Genomic DNA, 17527 nt, shown 5'->3' with positions numbered 1-17527 from the left:
CTATGCGAAATATTCAGGCCGTTATCGAACCGCTTTTCGTTCCCAATCGAGGGAGGAACGCCTACAGCCCACCCGGCAACAGTCCAGATGAAGGCTTTGCCGTTCGGATTCGTTCGGTCTTTCGAATGTTTCCGCAGATTTAAATCGACTGCAAAATTCCTAAGAACCGGATCATCCGTACACCGGAATACAGAAAGTATATCTATTTTTTATAATTTACTAATTCTACAAAATCCAGCGATCCTCCACCGTTATCGAAAAACGGTTTCAATCGACTATCGCAAACTTTCATTCAAGATTTACGACCGCAGCAAGGCTCTAGGATCTGTTCGGATACGGGAAAAAGGCGACGGCATGTTTTTGCTTCCGTGGAATGTAAATTAATTGCTCGATTTTAGACAGGAATAAGTATGAAACATGTAACTTCTCAAGTGTCGGTTTACTAGCTCTAATGCCAAATCCGATTTTACATATATTCTTAAAGAATCCGATTGCCGGAAGGGTAAAGACGAGACTTGCAGAGCACATCGGCGAAAAAGCGGCATTGGAAGTCTACCTCGCTTTAGTGAAAAAGACCAGAGAATGCGTGCTCCCTCTCGATATTCCCAAGATTTTATGGTTCGATTCATTTCTTCCCGATTCGAGCGAATCGGAGATTTGGGGGAACTCCCCCTTAATTACAAAAGTGCAACAGGGCGGAGATTTAGGCGAAAAAATGAGAAACGCATTCCTATACTCGTTTCATAACGGATATTCCTCGGCCGTTTTAATCGGAAGCGACTGTGCGGAACTCCAAGAGTTTCATATAAAAGAGGCTTTCCGAATTTTACATGAGAAGGAGGTCGTTTTTGGTCCGGCAAAAGACGGGGGCTATTATTTGATCGGATTGAAGAAAGACTTTCCGGAACTCTTCCACGGAATCCAATGGAGTACGAGCACTGTGTTGCATGCAAGCTTAGAGAAAGTTCGACAGGCAGGAAGGAATGTCGGTTTACTTCCCGTTTTAAGCGACATCGATACTTTAAAAGATCTGCAAGAATGCGAAGCAAAAGGGATTTTGGCGTGGAGAAGGACTTCCTCTTAAATTCAAAGATTTCCGTTATTATCCCTGTATATAACGAAGAAAATTTTCTTCCCATACTATTGGAACGACTTGATTCCTTAAATCGAAAGGATGAAAATCTTGAAATCATCGTGGTCGACGGCAAAAGTACGGACAATTCAAAACAGATCGTTTCCCAATATAGAGTAACGTTAATCGATTCACCCGTTCAAAGTCGCGCATTTCAATGTAACCTAGGTGCAAAGTTCTCTAATGGAAAAATCCTATTCTTTCTCCACGCAGATTGTCTTCCGCCGGAAGATTATTTCCAAGCCATTCGATCCAGCGTGGAGGAAGGGAAACCGGCAGGTTGCTTTCGGATTCGCTACGATTCTAAGAAATGTTGGCTGAAGCTGAACGCCGTTTACAAAGATAGGAACTTAAATCTATTAAGGTTCGGTGATCAAGGACTATTCGTGACGACGGAGATTTTTTCAAAATGCGGAGGGTTCCAAGAAGATTGGAATTTAATGGAGGATTCGGAGATCGTTCGGAGAATTCGTAAGATCAGTTCTTTTAACGTTTTAGACTCTTGTATAATTGTTTCTTCCAGGAAATTTGCAGAAATTGGAATACTCAAATTGCAGTTCTCTTATTTTATTTGCTCTCTCCTCTTTATACTTGGAGCTGGACCAAATTTGATCGAGAAATCGTATCGGATTCTTACGAAAAAAAAGAAGGAATTCCCTTCGTAAACGGATAAACCTTTATTTAGATGGAAACGTAAGTTTGCGGAGGGTATTTCCGTTGACTTAGAACTTCCCCACCGGGTACTGTACGAAAAGTTCGATCCATTCAGCCATCGGCAACCTTCGGACGTAAATAAAACTCCTCGGACCCTTCCGATATCAGGTACGACTCGTGAAACAAACCCGAATTTTTCTAATCAGCATCCTGCTCTTCGCAAATACTACTCTGTTTTCCGAAGAGGCTCAACCTACAACTCCACCTCCGACGGAAACAGCGGTCTCACCGGAGGAATCGTCTCTTTCCGCGGTTAAAAAGTTGGTCGGCTTTATTCGATATAAAAAAAATGACAAGGCCCTCGCTTTGATCCATGTGGGTCGTTTTTCAGAATCGCTAATCGGCGCGTCTAAATTTTCGAGTGCGGAAAGAAAGGAATTCGAAGATGCGATCGCCGAGTATATAGTGAATAAGGCCTTTCCGATCGCGGTAAAATATTTCGATAAGATAGATATCACCTACGAAAAACCGATCCTTAAAGATAAGCGAATCAGAATCGGTTCCTCGATTTTGTATAAAGGTTCGGATCAAGTTTCCTTCGCATGGATTCTTTCCGAAATCGACGGGAATTGGTATATTACGGATTTTGAAACTGAAGGAAAGCTCGCGACCGACATTAATCGCACGAAAAATATAGAACCGTCCTTAAAAAAAAATGGAGTCAAAGGAACCATCGCTTTAGTTCAGAAAGCGGCTAAAAATTGATGAGAAAATTTCTCTCTAAATCGACTGACGCAGTACTGACTCGTCCGGTAACGTCATCAATCTGCCTATTGATTTTCCTCTTCGTTTCCGCATTTTATACGACTCGATTATCGATCAATAGCAACAATCTGGAACTATTGCCTCCGGAAAACCCTTCGGTCGTCATAACGCGTAAAGTGATCGAAATGGTCGGAGGAAGCGGATTTTATACCGTAGTTCTCAAGTTTAAGGACGAGAAGGGAATGACCTCCCACTTAGTGAAAGCCTTTCAAGCTAAGCGGGACGGCAATGTCGATCTGCAAAAAAAAGAACTCGATCTTGCCGATGCGGAAAAACGGAAGCATTTAGCCTATTATAAAGAGAGGGAAAAGGTCCTCAAACGGTCCTCCGAAAAACTCGCCGAATTATTTTTGGCGGATAAGGAATTCGTTCGATTCGTATCGTACCGATATAACGTTTCCTTTTTGCAAGATAGGCTTCCTCTATTTTTAAAAACGGAAGACTTGAGCGAAATACGAAAAAGAGTCAAACGAAAAATCGAAGAGGAAGTTGAACGCGCAAACCCCTTCTTCATAAAGCTGACCGACGAGGAATATAACCCCGATTTTAACGATATTATTTCCAAATACCAGCGCTTAGCTAAGCGAGATATATTCGACGAATATAATATTTCTCCCGACAAGGGAATGCTCTTATTATTGATCAAACCGACCGGATCTTTCGTAGATATCGATTTTGACAAACGGCTGGACCAAAGAATCCAAACCATAGTAAAGGAATCCCATCTAGAAAAGGACGGCGTTTACGCGGGCTATACCGGAACCTATAAACTTAACCAAGACGATTATGAGACTTTGATAGGCGCCTTGAAGCCGATCGGAATTGCATCATTTGCAGGAATCGCGTTTTTACTTTTGCTGTTCTTCAGAAACCCTCTTTTCATCGCTATGCTTCTTTTTTCCCTTTTTTCGGGATTATTGATAACTTTCGGGATCACAGGGTTTTTTATCGGAGAGCTAAATAGCATCACCAGCATCATCGGGTCCATTTTAATGGGTCTAGGCATCGACTATGGAATTCAATTCTTGTATCGATTTAGGGAAGAATTCACCAAAAAGCAGGATTTAATTCGATCCATCAAGGATACGATTTATCATACGGGAGTAGCCTCCTTAAGTTCGGCATTAACGACCACTTCGGCATTCGTGGTGCTTTCCTTTTCGGAGTTTCGGGGCTTCAGCGAATTCGGAATCATAGCGACCTACGGAACTCTCGTAATCGCCGTGACGATGTACGCGGTTACGGCAATACAGATTACGTTACTTTTAAAATGGTTCCCGCGCTTATCGAAAGTTTTTCTATTAAACGAAGCACAACAGACACCCTCCCGAATACTGAGAAAATTTTATTCCAGACCCGGGTTGCTTGCGACGGTAGTCGTACTGGCTGTCCTCTTTCTGGGATTCTTCGCTCCTAAAGTCGAGTTCGACGTGAACGGCAGAAACTTACTCGTCGAGAATCAAGAATCCGTAAACCTCTACGACGAAATCTCGGATCGGTTCGATATTTCGTCGGATCCGCAAGCGATAGTCGTGAATACTTTGGAGGAATCCGAAGCCGTATTCGACTATATGAATCCGGTCCCGGAGGAAATTTCCGGTTCCGTGGACCAAGTCGTTTCGCTTTGGAATTTCGTTCCACCCTATGGGCAACAATTAGCAAATCGTAAAATTCTAGATCAGATTTCGAAAGATATGAAGCCCGTCAAACCGGCGTTTCTAAAACCCGAACAGAGAAAGTATCTTCCTAAAGCCAAAGTATTTCTTTCGGTAAAACCGTACGGATACCGGGAAGTTCCGGATTATTTTGCAACTCAATTTAAGGAAATTCCTACTTCGAAAGAAAAAGGTCATATAGTCTTCCTGTATCCGAAAGTGGCTCTATGGCATGGCGGAAAGCTATTGGAATTCTTTGCCGCAGTCGGACAACTGGAAGTACCGAAAATTTCCCGCAGAAATTTAAATACGATCTTATATTCCACGGGCATCGCCGGAAAAGGATTTATTGAACCAAGTAAAGAAACGTATTCAAAGTCGGAAGAGAGGGCCCTTCTTGCCGCATTGAATTCTTATACTAAGGAAAAATTTCTTTCCTTAAAGATTCTACCCGGTACCGTCGAGACGATCCTCGAACATAGACCCTATAAGAATGTCGCGCAAGCAAGATCGTATACGTTCAAGACGAGCACTGCGGGAAGTTTGATGCTTTTTGCAAATTTGATCCTGATCGTCCAAAAAGAGGGATTTGCGGCATTTTTGATCACATTGTTTTTAGTGATTATCGTATTAATTCTTTTTTATAGAGCTTTTTTGCCTGCCGTTCTATCTTTGATTCCCTTGCTTTTAGGAATTTTAGTTACGGTTGGTTTTATGGCTTTGATCGGCTTAAAACTCAATTTTATGAACGTCCTTGTTTTTCCCGTCGTGATCGGATATGGAATCCAAAACGGAATCTACATCTACTATCGCTTTAGAGAGGATCACGATATCGTCAGAGCCATGGCAATGGTCGGGCCGGCAGTGATTGCTTCCACGTTAACTACATTAGTAGGATGGAGCGCATTACTACTCGCGGACCAAAGAGGATTGCACTCCATCGGGAAAGTGGCGACAATCGGAATTGCCGCCTGCCTCTTAATCGCCTTAACTCTTTTGCCGGCAATCTTAGAATTGGCATACCGATCCAGAAAGTCCGAGGAATCCGAAACGGTTCCTTTGGGTCTTGGGCCTGAGGAAGCGGAAGAACCGACGTTAGAAGCGAAGATTCCCGAGGCACTCCCGATTCAGCCGAAGCCAAGAATAGCGAAGAGCGACGTGAAACCGAAGATTCCACTCAAGAAAAAAATCCCGAAAAAGAAATCTAAATGATACGTTTCAGAAAGATAACAGCCTTACTTTTCGTTTTTGTCCTCTGCCTTGTTTCAAATTGCACGGTGCGTTATGTGAAATCTTCACCCGAATTTGAAAAATCCTTAACACAATTCAAAAGAGTCGTCGTAATCCTAGATTCGACGTCTTCGATCGGTCTACCCGAATCCGGGATGGCAAAGTCGATGTCCGAACAATATCTAGCTCATCATAAGGAATTCATCGTCTATCCGAATCCGAAGAATAAGGGCGCCGATTGTACCGGTTTACCTGGAAAAGCCCAGGGAATCCTTATGCTGAAACTCACGGAAGAGTCTCGAAAATCAGAAATTCGGCTCTCGGCTCTTGGACAATTAAAGAACTGCTCCTCCAACGCTATTCTCTGGGAGGCGCTGGCTTCCGCCACTTATTCGACGGAGGGGGAAGACGAGCAATCGCTTCGCAAAACGTATACGCAAAAGTTCGGAGAATCCGTAGCGCAGAAAGCGGTCCCTTATTATCATTTACTCCGGGCCCTATTCGATGAATTAACGGGTCCGGTTCTGAACGAAGCGGAACAGGACGAAAAGATAGAAATAGAGTCCCAATCCTAGACAACGCTAATAGCGTTCGCTTCGAATGCTTTAAGTTTTTCTTGACCTTTTCGGATTACAGGTTCGGATAAGCGACGAATTGGGGATTTCCCTGGAGGTTTGATGAACGCAATCAATTCGATTTCTAAGACCGTAACCGGCCTATTCTGGATCGCATGGATCGCCCTTTTATTTCAAATGATTCGACTGATCCCGCAATATGATGGAATCATTATACTTTTCGGTTGGGTGATACTAGCGGCTCATGTAATTGAGACGATTATCTATACGATAAGGGCTCCGCAGAGAGGCGGCTTTAAAATATCGGATGCCGCTCAAGTTTTTATCTTCGGCGTTTTTCATCTGATTCCTGTCAGCTTTTCGAACAACAAATGAGGTCTTTTCGATTCGCCAAGTCTCGTCTTGACTTTGCATTTAAAGCTAGGCCGGCGAATTTCATTTAATGAATCGAAGCATTCGGCTTTAGTCTAACCGTATAGCTTTCCTAGGACTGCCAGAGTTACGGTAGCCTTTGCGATCAATTTTTCCCTTTTATGATGCTCCGCAAAGACTTCCGATTCGGCAACGATTATCGTCTTCCCCTGATAGATAACTTTAGCCTGGCATCGGAGACGATCTCCGATGCCAGGTCTGAGTAAATTAACCTTAAATTCCAGCGTAAGAACAACCTGCTGTTCTCCGATCAGAGTTCCTGCAGCAGCTCCGGCGCTATGATCGGCTAATGTGGAAATCACTCCGGCATGCACGAAGTTATTCTGTTGCTTATGCTTATCCTGAACCGTTAACGAAGTTCGAATCAAACCGGGTTCGATCTCGAGCAATTCGATTTCTAATAAGCGAATAAAATTAGCCTCCAGAAAAATCTGTTTAACTCTTTTCTTATAATCGGCGCCTCTAGGTTTAAATTCTCGGCTCATAGTTATTTCGAAATCCTTAATACAACGACGAAGGCCGGGATTCGTAAATTACCGAGATCCGGATTATCCGGGCTTCGGTAATTTACCTATGATTTCGCCGTATTCTTTCGCCATATTTCGAACGATGTCACCCGCAGGCAATACGGACTCGATTTGGGCGACTCCCTGACCCGCGGACCAGATATCTTTCCAGCGTTTAAATTCCTGATCGATACTATGGGTTCGATTGCTATGAAAATCGTCTCCGGCCTTCTCGACGGATCGTCTTAACCAGTTTGCGGGAATCCCGGAAATTTTTTCGGTGTATACGATTTCTTCGGGAGGAGAGTCCACAATCATTTGCTTATATTCTTCGGAGGCGGAAGCCTCTTTGGAAGCTATAAGCCTGGTTCCGATATAGACGGCGTCCGCTCCTAGCGAAAGTGCCGCGGCCATCTGCGCGCCTCCGCTGATCGCTCCCGCTGCAATAACGGGTAATCCGACTTCCTTTTTTAAATATGGAAACAGACTAAACGGAGAGATCGCTCCTGCGTGTCCACCCGCTCCTTGCGCGACCGCGACAAGAGCATCCGCACCGGACTTCGCGACGATCCTTGCATGCTTTAAAGTCGTGACGTCGCAAAAAACTTTCGTTCCGACGGATTTGGCTTCTCCAACTATACTCCGGGGACTTCCCAAACTAGTAATGATGAGTTCCACTTTGAATTCCAAGAGGACCTCCAAATGCTTAGCCCAATTCGGATTGTGATCCTTATGCAAAATTAAGTTAACACCGATAGGTTTTTTGGTTCTGGAGCGAATTTCCTCCAACCCTCTCCGCAATTCTTCGATGGTTCTATAGTTTTGAGAGGGAAATGTTCCCAGTCCCCCCGCTTCCGATACGGCGACGACCAGATCCGGATACGAAACAAGAAACATTGGAGCACCGATGATCGGCAAATCGATTCCGAGCATATCAGTGATGGACGTACGTATTTTCATGAAGAGAAGCTTTTACCGATCAGCCAGCGAATCCATCTTTTTTTTCTGGCTGTCTAGAAATCGAAATCTAGTATTGAACGCATTATGATAGTAACGGTTTCTTCCTACAAAATTCTTCCGGAAAAAATCCAAGAATTTCTGCAAATAAGCTCCGATCTCGCAAAGGAATCCATAAAAGAGAACGGCGTTTACCGATTCGACTTTCTCCAAAATGAGGGTGACGAGGGACGATTTTTGTTAATCGAAGCGTACGAAACGGAAGGGTTTAGAAGATCGCATTTGGAGACCCCGCATTTTCTAAATTGGAGAAGAACGGTTCCGGATATGTTTTCCCAAGGAACCACAACCGTACAGTATAAGCCCGTTTATCCGAAACCGTCGGACTGGAAACGAACCTAATATAAACTTTTCCATAAATAATTATGGAGCCATCGTTTTTATAATAAACGAAATCGACTTCGACGGGACCTTCGAGAAGGACGCTGGACCCGCGATTTTCCATTACCGAAAAGAGGATCGTGGGCTTTCGAGTTGCGTAATCGTAATTATTTTGGTTACATTTTTGATTTTTCCCTAATTTACAGGGTCCAAGAAATAGAATGGTAAGAATAACAGGTTCCAAAGCCACACTAGTTTCGAACGAAACGAATCCCGTTGAAAACGGTCGTCCTCTTTTACGGAATGAAAATACCTCGAGCATCGACGATTCGGAATTACTAGATGCATATTCTAGATCGGTAGTCAATGCGGTGGATCGGGTCGGACCGGCCGTCGTTCATTTACAAGTCGAATCCAATCATTCCAAAGGAGAGGGCGGTAGCGGCTCCGGCTTCTTAGTCACTCCTGACGGCTTTTTGGCCACCAATAGTCATGTGATAAGCGACGCCAAGAAAATCCGAGTCAGATTATCGGACGGGTCTACAACGGAGGCCGAACTCGTAGGCGATGATCCGTATACGGACGTCGCGGTTCTTAGAATTCGAGGAAACGGTTATCGCCATGCGATCTTTGCAGATTCTCAAAAATTGAAAGTCGGTCAGTTGGTCATAGCGATAGGAAATCCGTACGGTTTCGAATCCACAGTGACGGCCGGAGTCGTTAGCGCCTTAGGAAGATCGTTACGCTCACGAACCGGTAGACTGATCGATAACGTGATCCAGACGGATGCCGCGCTGAACCCGGGAAATTCGGGAGGTCCGTTAGTCAATTCGAAAGGAAGAATTATCGGAATCAATACCGCAATCATTTTGCAGGCCCAAGGAATTTGTTTCGCGGTCGGCTCGAGTACGGCAGAATATGTCATCACTCGGTTGATCACTCACGGAAGCGTGAAACGAGGATACCTTGGTATCGGGGGACAGAATCAAACGATCCCGATAACGGTGCGCGGGGCAAATCGAGTCGGCCAAGAATCCGGAGTTTTAGTCCAGAGCGTGGAAACCGATTCGCCGGCAAACAGGGCAGGCATTCGGAACGGAGACATAGTAATTTCACTTGCCGAAAAGAACATCGAAGGAGTGGACGATCTTCATAAGGTTTTGGATGAGTCCAGTATCGGTAAAAAGTTGACGATTCGTTTGTTAAGAGACGGCTCCCTGAGAACCATTTTCGTGGAACCCAGGGAACTAAAATAAACCTTTCTTAAAGTTCAGGTACGTCTATCAAAAGAAGCTCGGAGTTTTCCAGGGATTTTACCTGAAGAACCTCCCCCGTCGCAAAGCCGGCTCCGTCTCTCGAAAAAAGTTCAGTTCCGTTGATCTCGACCTTACCCGAAATCAGGAATGCATAGACCCCTCCTTTCTTATTCCTAGGTTCGTAAGAAACTTCGATTCCTTTATCAAGGTTTCCTAATGAAAACCAAGCGTTTTGATGGATCCAAAGCCCGTCGGAGTTCTGGTCCGGGGAGACCAGCAATTGAAAACGGTTTTTGCGCTCTTCTTCGGAAAATTTTTTCTGGGCGTATCGCGGGGAAACGGATCTCTTATTCGGGATTACCCAAATCTGCAACAAGCTCAGCAATTCCGACTCCGAGTGATTGTATTCCGAATGCCTAATTCCTGTTCCCGCAGACATTACTTGGACTTCCCCTGCATGAATCACACCGTTGGTACCGATACTATCCTTATGCTCGACCGCCCCTTCCAACGGAATCGTGATGATCTCCATGTCTTGATGGGGGTGCATAGGAAAACCCGTCCCACCTGCAATAGCATCGTCGTTTAACACTCGGAGCGCCCCGAAATGAATCCGGCTTTCATCCATATAGGAACCGAAGCTGAACGTATGTTTGGATTTCAACCAGCCAAAATCTACGTTTCCCCTTGTTCCCGACTTATGCACTACCGATTCCATGAAATCCTTCCTTACCCTCCTTTTCATCCGAGGATACTGTTTAGACGATTGAAGTAGACAATAGTTCAATGATAAAGCATTTATCTCAACTGCACCTCTTTTTTTCATCCAACAAAATTCGGATTCGTAAGCGACTATCGAATGACGTTAAATCAAGATCGACTCAAGACAGCGAGCTACCTGAATCGAAAACGGAGTATTAACGATTACGATTATTCCATACTGGGAGTCCCGACGATGGCGATACATCGGATATAAACTAGAGGAGGTAAAAGAAAGAAACGGGTAAATACTTCTCCGTCGGAGAGAGATTGCGTTCCTGCAGGAGCTCTTTCCAAAGCATTATCATACGCTGCCTGAAGATCCGGTTCGAATTTTCCGAAGTAAACCGGAAAGAACCAACCTACGCAATTCTCGCCCTCGATACGATTCTTCGAAAAGGCAGGCCTCTCTTTTGCGGGTTTTAATCGGTCGATTTGAAAGAGAAGCTTTTCTCCTCCCGTGCAGGAGGAAATCAAGGTCAAGACGGTCAATATCGAAAAACCGAGAAGGAACGTTCTATTCATCTGGTAATCTCCAATCCGTATCTGAGGCGATAGCAATTTCCCCAGGCCCCGTCGTCCTCCTTATAGACTTCCAAATCTCGAATATGAGTGGCGTGAGAATTTTTCTCATGTATTTTGTACATGAGATCCTGGACTTTTTCGCTACAGCTTCGTTCTTCCTGCTTATACAACCCCTTTCGCACGTCGACCGGAACCGGCTTCATTCGGATATTATTAAAAAAGAATATGGTCGATGAGTAGCATCCTGTCGTAAACAGGGCAAGGAATAGGAGTAACGATGCTCGCTTGCTCATAAGGAGGTTATCAAACGATAGTTTGGATCGGTTGGCAAGATTTTTCCAAATTAAAGGCGCGAAATTAGAATAGAAAATCTACGATGCCGATCGCTATTCCGCAAACAAATCCGAGCAAACTTCCGTTGATTCGAATTTTCTCCAAAACCTTCCGGGTTTTTTCCTCTAAATTGATCCGAAATTGCCTAGGTTCGAGAAGTTTCAATCCTCTCGCGACCTGTTCGCCTACGTATCGGGACACACCCGCATTCGTCCTCGACCTCAAGAATTCTAGGATCGAGCGCGCCGGTCCGTACTCCCGTAAATTTCCCAACTTCTTGATGTCTTCCATATGTAGAAGTATCACGTCCGTCACCAATCGATTCAATTGGTCCTTGCCGAAATCGGTCAATGCGCGGACAGCTTCTTCCTTGGTCGATTCGGGCAAATCGTTCCAAGAACCTATATACAAATCCGCACAATCGGAGAATAGGGAAAATACTTCGTACAAAATCCCCTCGTCCTCGGAATCGAATTCTTTCCCGTCCTTAAGGCCTTCCCCGAATTCCCGTATCCTTTTTTGAGGGTCTATCAGCCAAACTAAAGGTTTTGCAAAGAAGGATAAGCTTTGCGTAATTCGATCCATTCTCATTTTAAAATCCGCCTGATCGGTCGCCTTGACTAGCGCTTCTCCGACTAAGAAACGGACCGTTCCGAAAATTTCCTTGCGGCGATTCAGTTCCCGCAAAATTTCCTGATCGGATCCGGAAAAACGGAAGTTCTTAAGATAGCGGACGATATCCTCCTCCACTTTATCCCAAATCGAATCCAAAAGTTTCCTAACTTCCGGCTCTCCCCCCAGGTGCATCTCGATCAAACGGGAGAGCGCGGAAATATTGTCGGGATCGTCCAAAATACGATCCATATATTCCTTTAACTTATCTTCATTCACAAGATCGGAGGAGACCCATTTACCAATTTCTTCGGCGATAGTCTCGCTCTCAATTTCGACCGCGCGGTACGTTTTCCAAACCGCAAACCAATCGCAGACCGCTCCGACCAAGCCGCCCTCCAACCCGTGAAGAATTACTCTCCCCCAGGTGGAACTGCTCCACTCGCTGAGCGAACCCCAAGCAAGCAGGATTCCGAAAATCGCCAATAACGAATTGGAGAATAATTGCAGACCGGCATAAGGCTTTCTGACGGATTCCTTATGCATATCCTCGCTCAACGAAAAAACCACCTCCCCTTGACTAGGGAGGAAAAAATGAATAATATAGGCAGCAGAAGCATTACGATAGTAAGAATTACTGAATTTCCTTTATCGAAATAAAGATCGAATTTTTTTTCCTTAGAACATAGTAAGATTTCGTTCAGTTGGGTTTGAAATAACGTTCCTCCGTCCGCGTCGATCCACTTCGGAAAGTAACTTCTACGAATCAAAAAACATTCTTTCGGAGCGTGAAGCAATTCCTTCCCGTTGGATCGAGGTCCCCCGAAAGAAAGCTCGCCTTCCGATAAAACCCTTTCATCCGACATAAGCCTAGGTCGAACGGGATTTTCCGCCAGCGATAAGGTTTCCTGGGACGGCTTTCCGGGTACAGGAAAAAAGAGACCCAAAAATTCGGTTCTGTCCAAAAACGGAAGTTCGCCGTACTTCTCTTTCAATCCGTGTTTCCAATCCTCTTTATTCGTAGGAGTATTTAGAACTACGATTCCTTTAAACCAGTTTGTTAAACCCAATCCCTTCGATTCGAGCTCGTATTTTCCGAGTCTCGCAAATACGATTCCCGCATCCAGACCTTCGTATAGAATGGCCTCGTTCGTACTGTAAAGAAAACGCTTCGGCCTCAGACTTTTTCCTCCGGTTAATTCCTTATAATCCGCGACCGCCCAGGGTTTATCATTCAATCGAGCAAGATCGCTCCCTGCTCCTTTTACGGAGAAGAGAAAAAGGGAAATCCGATCTTCCATCTCCTTCTCGTATTTTCTATTGGCATGCTCCACTCCGTCGACGAGTTGAAGACCTTCGGAATTGACCCATCCTTCCACCAACTGGAATTTGTCCGGATTTGATTTTAGCATTTTATAAAGTTTGTTAGTGGAACCTAAAATGTAGGAAGTCCCGGTCGATTGCAAAAACCTGTGCAATCCCTTACCGGCCTCCTCGGGAGAAAGTTCCTCCTCGTACGTTCCGTCTTTTTTCCAAGCGGTCCAGGGGAGATATCTACTAAGATACGGCTGGACAGCAATCGAGCTAAGGGAGGCGTCCGCTTCCATGCCGATCAGGTTTCGATGGCCTGCGCGACGAATCAATAATCCCAGGGTAAACGGGCTATCACCCCATTTTTTACGAGCATTCGTTTCCGGAAATATTTTCGAATTTTTAGGCAGAGCGGAAAGAGTAGCTTCCACATCCTGCATTTCCAAGGCGGAAAGGCTTTCTTTTAAGAATGCCGAGTTCTCCTTCCATTCCAGCTCCGGATGCCAGAGAAAAAATCGGATTAAAGCGAAGAATAAAAGCCCGCCTATACAATATTGACCTATCGTCTTATATTCAAAATTCTTTAACAAATGAACGGCTGTTTCAAGCGCCGACAAAGTGAGAAATAAGAGAGAAAGATCCAGGGCCCTGTACCAAGGAAATCCCAATCCCGGGAAAAACTTCGATAGGGAAGTATCGACACCCATCCAATAAAAAATCAAACTGGCAAAAAAAACGAATCTGGACGCAGGCGGAAAGATTTTGCGTTTTAGAACGGATCGAATTCCGAACAGGAATAGGATCGGAAAGACGGCTTGAATCCAGTGCAAGCCTAGTATAAAATTCGCTAAAAAGGCGATTACCCCTCTGCCTTCCCAGATCGGCGCCAGCGCTCCCGAACCCAGAATGGAAATCAAACCCGGATTGGCCTCCAAAGGAAACGTTTCCGCTCTATAGGAGGAATACTTTAGAAAATTCCACCAAACGGGTGATGCGATTATGATAGGTAGAAAGAAAACCAGAGAGAAAGCGCGTTTGCCCAACTCCTCACCCAGAAATAAGAAGTAAATAAGCAGCGAAATTACGTAAAACAAAGAGGACGGAAAATCGGAATAGAAAACACATGCGCTGACGACAATATATTTGGAAAGAGCCGAAAGCTTGCCGCTAGTTCTATATTTTTCTAAATAATAAAAACCTAATAAACTCCAGGCCAATCCGAAAAATCCCGTTACGGTACCGCTAAACAAACCTACCAAGGAAAGCCCGAACGGTTCCTCCCCCGAACAGAGAAAGAAAAAAAGAAGGCCGGACATCGCGAGCATGACCGTGTTCGCTCTATGGTTGGTTTCGCTCAAAAGAAGGAGACTGAATTTTATGAAAGCGTAGGTAAAAAGCAGAACGGAAAGTAAAATTCCGATGTTGAACGAAAGAGTCAGAGGGAACCAAAACAGAATAGTCTTATGTAAAAGCGCGACGGTAAAATAGAAGAAAGGCGGCTCGAAGAAAAAAACGGGCATCCCGGAGAACCATCGGGTATCGTAGCCGAGGGATTCGCCGCCGGAAAGAAGCGAATCATACGTATCGGCTAGATGAGTTTGGGCGTGAAGACTCCATCCTGATAAGGCCTCGGAGGTCAGCAAAAATCGGAGTTTTATGATGATTACTAAAAAGGAAGCAAGCAGGAGGAGCGGCCTTCGCCACGCCGGAGCGAGTCTCCACTTCTTAAATTGAAAAGACATGGCGAGAAGGTACGCAGAACCGCCTAGATTGACAAGCAAAAGAGGACGAAATCACCTTTAAGTTCATTCGTCGCAGCTTAAAAACAACGACAAGGAGGAGATCATTCCTCCTTGACATTTTCCTGTACATATTTTCTGAATTCCGCTTCACTCATTTTATCCGCATAGAGTGGATAAAGCGCAGTGATGAGCTCTTCCAATGTGGGAAATTTTGCCCCGTCGAGCTTATAGGCCATAAACGGTCCTCTCATGGCTTCTATTCGGTGGGTCCTAATGGATACCTGCCGTTTGCCACCTGTCTATACCATGTATTTTGAAGTGCAAAACAATTAAACCACAAAAAGATTACTTAATTTCGGCTCGGTATGTTCTTTCGGTTAAGCTCGAATCCGATTAGGAGTACGTCGTCTTTCGGACCTTCGAGTCCGAGAAATTTAAGTAATTCCGAGTAGATCATAGGGATCAAAATGTTTAAATCGGTTTCTCCTCCTTGGCGTAAAAGCCCCAAAACTCGTTCGTTGCCGAAGGAATCGCCCATCTCCCGAGCGGCTTCGGTTAGCCCGTCGGTAAAGCAAAGTATTCTAAATTCGTTAGGCAGTTCGGTTTCCCGTTCAGTATAAACGAAGTCTTTCAGAAGTCCGACCAAAGGATTTTCGCATTCCAAAAATTTTTCCCCGTCCTCGGTCTGCACGATAACCGGCGGGGATCCGGCAAGAGAATATCGTAATATTCTTCTGTCCTTTGAAATTTCCAGTATCGAGGCGGAAAAGTACGTTCCCACGTTCTTATACGTTCCATGAAATTCCCCGCTAAGAGCGGACATTAATTTGCCCGGACTAACTTCCTTTGTCCGGTGGTCTTCGTATGCTCGCCGGATTAGAATGGTCAGTAATGCGGCCTGCACTCCGTGCCCTGTCGCGTCCGCGATAAAGATCCTTACGCGCCCGTCGGGCAATTCCAAAATATCGTAAAGGTCCCCTCCGACTTCCGCGAGGGGTTTATGCAAAACCTCGAATATAAGATCATAAATCGTAATTCTCTCGTTGTCCTTAAGGTTCAACAAGTCCTTTTGAATCTCCCTGGCTACCGTCAAGTCGTTTCGAATCAGTCTGAGCGCATTTCTCAATTGTTTAGTTCTTTCTTCCACGCGTTTCTCCAGGTTTCTGGAAAGATCGATAAGCCTATCCAGATTCTCGGAACTTCGGATGGAAAGAAAAATGGACTGAGCGATAAGAAAGACAAACGCGCCGATATGCGCGAAGTATCCGGTATCTAAAAAGAATGTGGCATAAAAAAGGTCGTGAATCATAGCCGCATAAATAAAAATAAAACCGCCCAAAATCGTGATCGCTCCTTGTTTGCGGCGGACGGCTGCCTTCGTTAGCGAATATAATCCGAGCGCTCCGGCCAAAAATGCGACTAAGTAATAAATCGTAATCGTAAATGTAAAAATTCTGACAGGGAGCACGAGCACGATAATCGTAGCGAGTATCGCGATCCACCAGACGATATCCACGAGCACTCTTTTGGACTCCCTAGGAAAAATCGATAGGATATAGCTCAGAAATACTGGGATCGCCAGATAGAAAGTAATATATTCAATTCTTATAAAATGCTCGAACCCTAAAAAAGGCAGATATTCGGCTGCGATTCTAGTCCCCGCAAAAATTCCTCGGGTCGCCATTACGATACAAAAAATTCCGAAGTAGAGAGAGGAAGGCTCCCCTTTCCTAAAAACCGCGAAAATCAAATGCAACATTCCGACGCAAAAAAGCCCTCCGGCCAGGAAAATATCCAAATACCGCTCATTTTCCCAAGCCTTATGCAAGGATTCGGATTCACCCAAGCGGATAGGAGACCAAAAGCCGCCTAATCGATGATCCTTATTAGCGATCAACATATCTATATGAAATTCATTTCCTTTCGGTACGAATCGTACGAATCTGTTGCACCAGGCCGGCTTTACTCGAAAGGCGGTTCTATCCTCTGCGGAAAGAAAGTCGACGGAGCCGCATTCTACCGTCGTGTCCCCGTCGACCATCAGCTTGTATGCGGAACTTTGCTCCGGTACGAGTAAGGCTAATTCCTTGTAATTCCGATCCAGCTTAACCGTTAGTTCATAGGTTCCGTACCCTTCGCCGATTCTTGTTCCGTTTTTTCCGTTCCAAGAAGAAGGTACGTTTAACTCTTCCACAGGAGTTTCTTCTCCGACTCCCTTCCAATATAACCAGTGAAATTTCCAGAGGCCGGCTAAAAGAATAGGGTCACGAAGATGTAGATCATATTTTCCTAAATCGATTTTCCCATCGGTCGCATACGGTCGATTCGAATCGGTTTGAAGAATGGAAGGCGAGCAGTTGGAAAGACTTACTAAGAGAAGCGGCCCTACGCAATGGCAAAAAAATCCCCAACCCTTCTTTTTCCCAAATAGCCTAGGAGACGGAACGGGCAGAATACGAATAGACTCGATTCCGAACTCCCGGAACAAACCCTGTAGTTTTCGAAAAAAAAACCGAAATCGAATCAAGAAAAACACGTATTTTGAGCTTGCACGACGATCCGGATGCTTTCGACCTAAAAAACTCACGCTTTTTAAGAAAAAAATAGATCCTAGCTTAAAACCTGAATTGACAATTGAGAAG

General features: G+C 44.8%; 17 protein-coding genes. 8 read left to right on the top strand and 9 right to left on the bottom strand.

The genetic code is table 11. The features are described from left to right. Positions 1–451 precede the first annotated feature (451 nt). From LEP1GSC047_RS06130 to LEP1GSC047_RS06105, 6 genes are all read left to right on the top strand, one after another. Positions 452–1084: a TIGR04282 family arsenosugar biosynthesis glycosyltransferase gene (locus LEP1GSC047_RS06130; RefSeq protein ID WP_010411726.1), complete on the top strand. Its 633-nt coding sequence runs from the start codon at positions 452–454 to the stop codon at positions 1082–1084. Next, positions 1039–1797 (top strand): TIGR04283 family arsenosugar biosynthesis glycosyltransferase, encoded by a 759-nt coding sequence (locus LEP1GSC047_RS06125; protein WP_052580633.1) that lies wholly within the window; start codon positions 1039–1041, stop codon positions 1795–1797. The genes LEP1GSC047_RS06130 and LEP1GSC047_RS06125 overlap by 46 nt, the downstream gene beginning before the upstream one ends. Positions 1798–1963: 166 nt before the next feature. Further along, positions 1964–2551, top strand: coding sequence for an ABC transporter substrate-binding protein (locus LEP1GSC047_RS06120; RefSeq protein ID WP_010411732.1), 588 nt, complete (start codon positions 1964–1966; stop codon positions 2549–2551). Further along, positions 2551–5478, top strand: a complete 2928-nt coding sequence (locus tag LEP1GSC047_RS06115; RefSeq protein ID WP_010411736.1) for an efflux RND transporter permease subunit — start codon at positions 2551–2553, stop codon at positions 5476–5478. The genes LEP1GSC047_RS06120 and LEP1GSC047_RS06115 overlap by 1 nt, the downstream gene beginning before the upstream one ends. A gap of 74 nt (positions 5479–5552) precedes the next feature. After that, the gene (locus LEP1GSC047_RS06110) at positions 5553–6071 is read left to right on the top strand and encodes an MXAN_6521/LA_1396 family lipoprotein (protein WP_020988438.1); all 519 of its coding nucleotides are present in this window, start codon (positions 5553–5555) and stop codon (positions 6069–6071) included. Between the two features lie 102 nt (positions 6072–6173). After that, entirely contained in the window at positions 6174–6446 is a 273-nt protein-coding gene (locus LEP1GSC047_RS06105; protein WP_010411741.1) for a hypothetical protein, read from the top strand. A gap of 92 nt (positions 6447–6538) precedes the next feature. On the opposite strand, the gene LEP1GSC047_RS06100 is transcribed toward LEP1GSC047_RS06105, so the two are convergent. Then, on the bottom strand, positions 6539–6988 hold the full coding sequence (locus LEP1GSC047_RS06100; protein WP_010411743.1) for a PaaI family thioesterase: 450 nt from the start codon (positions 6986–6988) through the stop codon (positions 6539–6541). A 63-nt stretch (positions 6989–7051) separates the two neighbouring features. Next, positions 7052–7969: an NAD(P)H-dependent flavin oxidoreductase gene (locus LEP1GSC047_RS06095; RefSeq protein WP_039934171.1), complete on the bottom strand. Its 918-nt coding sequence runs from the start codon at positions 7967–7969 to the stop codon at positions 7052–7054. Between the two features lie 84 nt (positions 7970–8053). On the opposite strand from LEP1GSC047_RS06095, the gene LEP1GSC047_RS06090 reads away from it, so the two are divergent. Next, complete coding sequence (locus tag LEP1GSC047_RS06090) at positions 8054–8368, top strand: putative quinol monooxygenase (protein WP_010411749.1); 315 nt, start codon at positions 8054–8056, stop codon at positions 8366–8368. Positions 8369–8568: 200 nt separating this feature from the next. Then, positions 8569–9603, top strand: coding sequence for a S1C family serine protease (locus tag LEP1GSC047_RS06085; protein WP_010411752.1), 1035 nt, complete (start codon positions 8569–8571; stop codon positions 9601–9603). Positions 9604–9610: 7 nt separating this feature from the next. On the opposite strand, the gene LEP1GSC047_RS06080 is transcribed toward LEP1GSC047_RS06085, so the two are convergent. The 7 genes from LEP1GSC047_RS06080 to LEP1GSC047_RS06055 form a co-directional block, all read right to left on the bottom strand. Then, positions 9611–10321 carry a pirin family protein gene (locus LEP1GSC047_RS06080; protein ID WP_010411755.1) on the bottom strand — a complete coding sequence of 237 codons (711 nt, stop codon included), beginning with the start codon at positions 10319–10321 and terminating at the stop codon, positions 9611–9613. A 212-nt stretch (positions 10322–10533) separates the two neighbouring features. Then, entirely contained in the window at positions 10534–10887 is a 354-nt protein-coding gene (locus LEP1GSC047_RS06075; RefSeq protein WP_010411758.1) for a hypothetical protein, read from the bottom strand. After that, the gene (locus LEP1GSC047_RS06070) at positions 10884–11180 is read right to left on the bottom strand and encodes a hypothetical protein (protein ID WP_039934169.1); all 297 of its coding nucleotides are present in this window, start codon (positions 11178–11180) and stop codon (positions 10884–10886) included. The genes LEP1GSC047_RS06075 and LEP1GSC047_RS06070 overlap by 4 nt, the downstream gene beginning before the upstream one ends. Before the next feature lie 64 nt (positions 11181–11244). Continuing rightward, a complete protein-coding gene (locus LEP1GSC047_RS06065) occupies positions 11245–12378 on the bottom strand; it encodes a DUF445 domain-containing protein (protein WP_039934332.1) in 1134 nt (377 codons plus the stop codon). An 8-nt stretch (positions 12379–12386) separates the two neighbouring features. Continuing rightward, positions 12387–14885, bottom strand: a complete 2499-nt coding sequence (locus tag LEP1GSC047_RS06060; protein ID WP_010411766.1) for a hypothetical protein — start codon at positions 14883–14885, stop codon at positions 12387–12389. A 101-nt stretch (positions 14886–14986) separates the two neighbouring features. After that, the gene (locus tag LEP1GSC047_RS22330) at positions 14987–15121 is read right to left on the bottom strand and encodes a hypothetical protein (protein ID WP_020988308.1); all 135 of its coding nucleotides are present in this window, start codon (positions 15119–15121) and stop codon (positions 14987–14989) included. A gap of 113 nt (positions 15122–15234) precedes the next feature. Next, entirely contained in the window at positions 15235–17472 is a 2238-nt protein-coding gene (locus tag LEP1GSC047_RS06055; protein ID WP_010411772.1) for a PP2C family protein-serine/threonine phosphatase, read from the bottom strand. Positions 17473–17527: the final 55 nt, after the last annotated feature.

This window comes from Leptospira inadai serovar Lyme str. 10 (genome assembly GCF_000243675.2).
GTDB classification, from domain to species: domain Bacteria; phylum Spirochaetota; class Leptospiria; order Leptospirales; family Leptospiraceae; genus Leptospira_B; species Leptospira_B inadai.
Note: the sequence above shows the minus strand (reverse complement) of the source record. Positions and strands in the feature narration are given on the sequence as shown.

Bases quoted from the DNA above. Each gene is read 5' to 3' on its own strand.
- LEP1GSC047_RS06130 (WP_010411726.1), top strand. From the start codon at position 452: ATGCCAAATCCGATTTTACATATATTCTTAAAGAATCCGATTGCCGGA.
- LEP1GSC047_RS06125 (WP_052580633.1), top strand. From the start codon at position 1,039: ATGCGAAGCAAAAGGGATTTTGGCGTGGAGAAGGACTTCCTCTTAAAT.
- LEP1GSC047_RS06115 (WP_010411736.1), top strand. From the start codon at position 2,551: ATGAGAAAATTTCTCTCTAAATCGACTGACGCAGTACTGACTCGTCCG.
- LEP1GSC047_RS06105 (WP_010411741.1), top strand. From the start codon at position 6,174: ATGAACGCAATCAATTCGATTTCTAAGACCGTAACCGGCCTATTCTGG.
- LEP1GSC047_RS06100 (WP_010411743.1), bottom strand. From the start codon at position 6,988: ATGAGCCGAGAATTTAAACCTAGAGGCGCCGATTATAAGAAAAGAGTT.
- LEP1GSC047_RS06095 (WP_039934171.1), bottom strand. From the start codon at position 7,969: ATGAAAATACGTACGTCCATCACTGATATGCTCGGAATCGATTTGCCG.
- LEP1GSC047_RS06090 (WP_010411749.1), top strand. From the start codon at position 8,054: ATGATAGTAACGGTTTCTTCCTACAAAATTCTTCCGGAAAAAATCCAA.
- LEP1GSC047_RS06085 (WP_010411752.1), top strand. From the start codon at position 8,569: ATGGTAAGAATAACAGGTTCCAAAGCCACACTAGTTTCGAACGAAACG.
- LEP1GSC047_RS06080 (WP_010411755.1), bottom strand. From the start codon at position 10,321: ATGGAATCGGTAGTGCATAAGTCGGGAACAAGGGGAAACGTAGATTTT.
- LEP1GSC047_RS06075 (WP_010411758.1), bottom strand. From the start codon at position 10,887: ATGAATAGAACGTTCCTTCTCGGTTTTTCGATATTGACCGTCTTGACC.
- LEP1GSC047_RS06070 (WP_039934169.1), bottom strand. From the start codon at position 11,180: ATGAGCAAGCGAGCATCGTTACTCCTATTCCTTGCCCTGTTTACGACA.
- LEP1GSC047_RS06065 (WP_039934332.1), bottom strand. From the start codon at position 12,378: ATGCATAAGGAATCCGTCAGAAAGCCTTATGCCGGTCTGCAATTATTC.
- LEP1GSC047_RS06060 (WP_010411766.1), bottom strand. From the start codon at position 14,885: ATGTCTTTTCAATTTAAGAAGTGGAGACTCGCTCCGGCGTGGCGAAGG.
- LEP1GSC047_RS22330 (WP_020988308.1), bottom strand. From the start codon at position 15,121: ATGGCCTATAAGCTCGACGGGGCAAAATTTCCCACATTGGAAGAGCTC.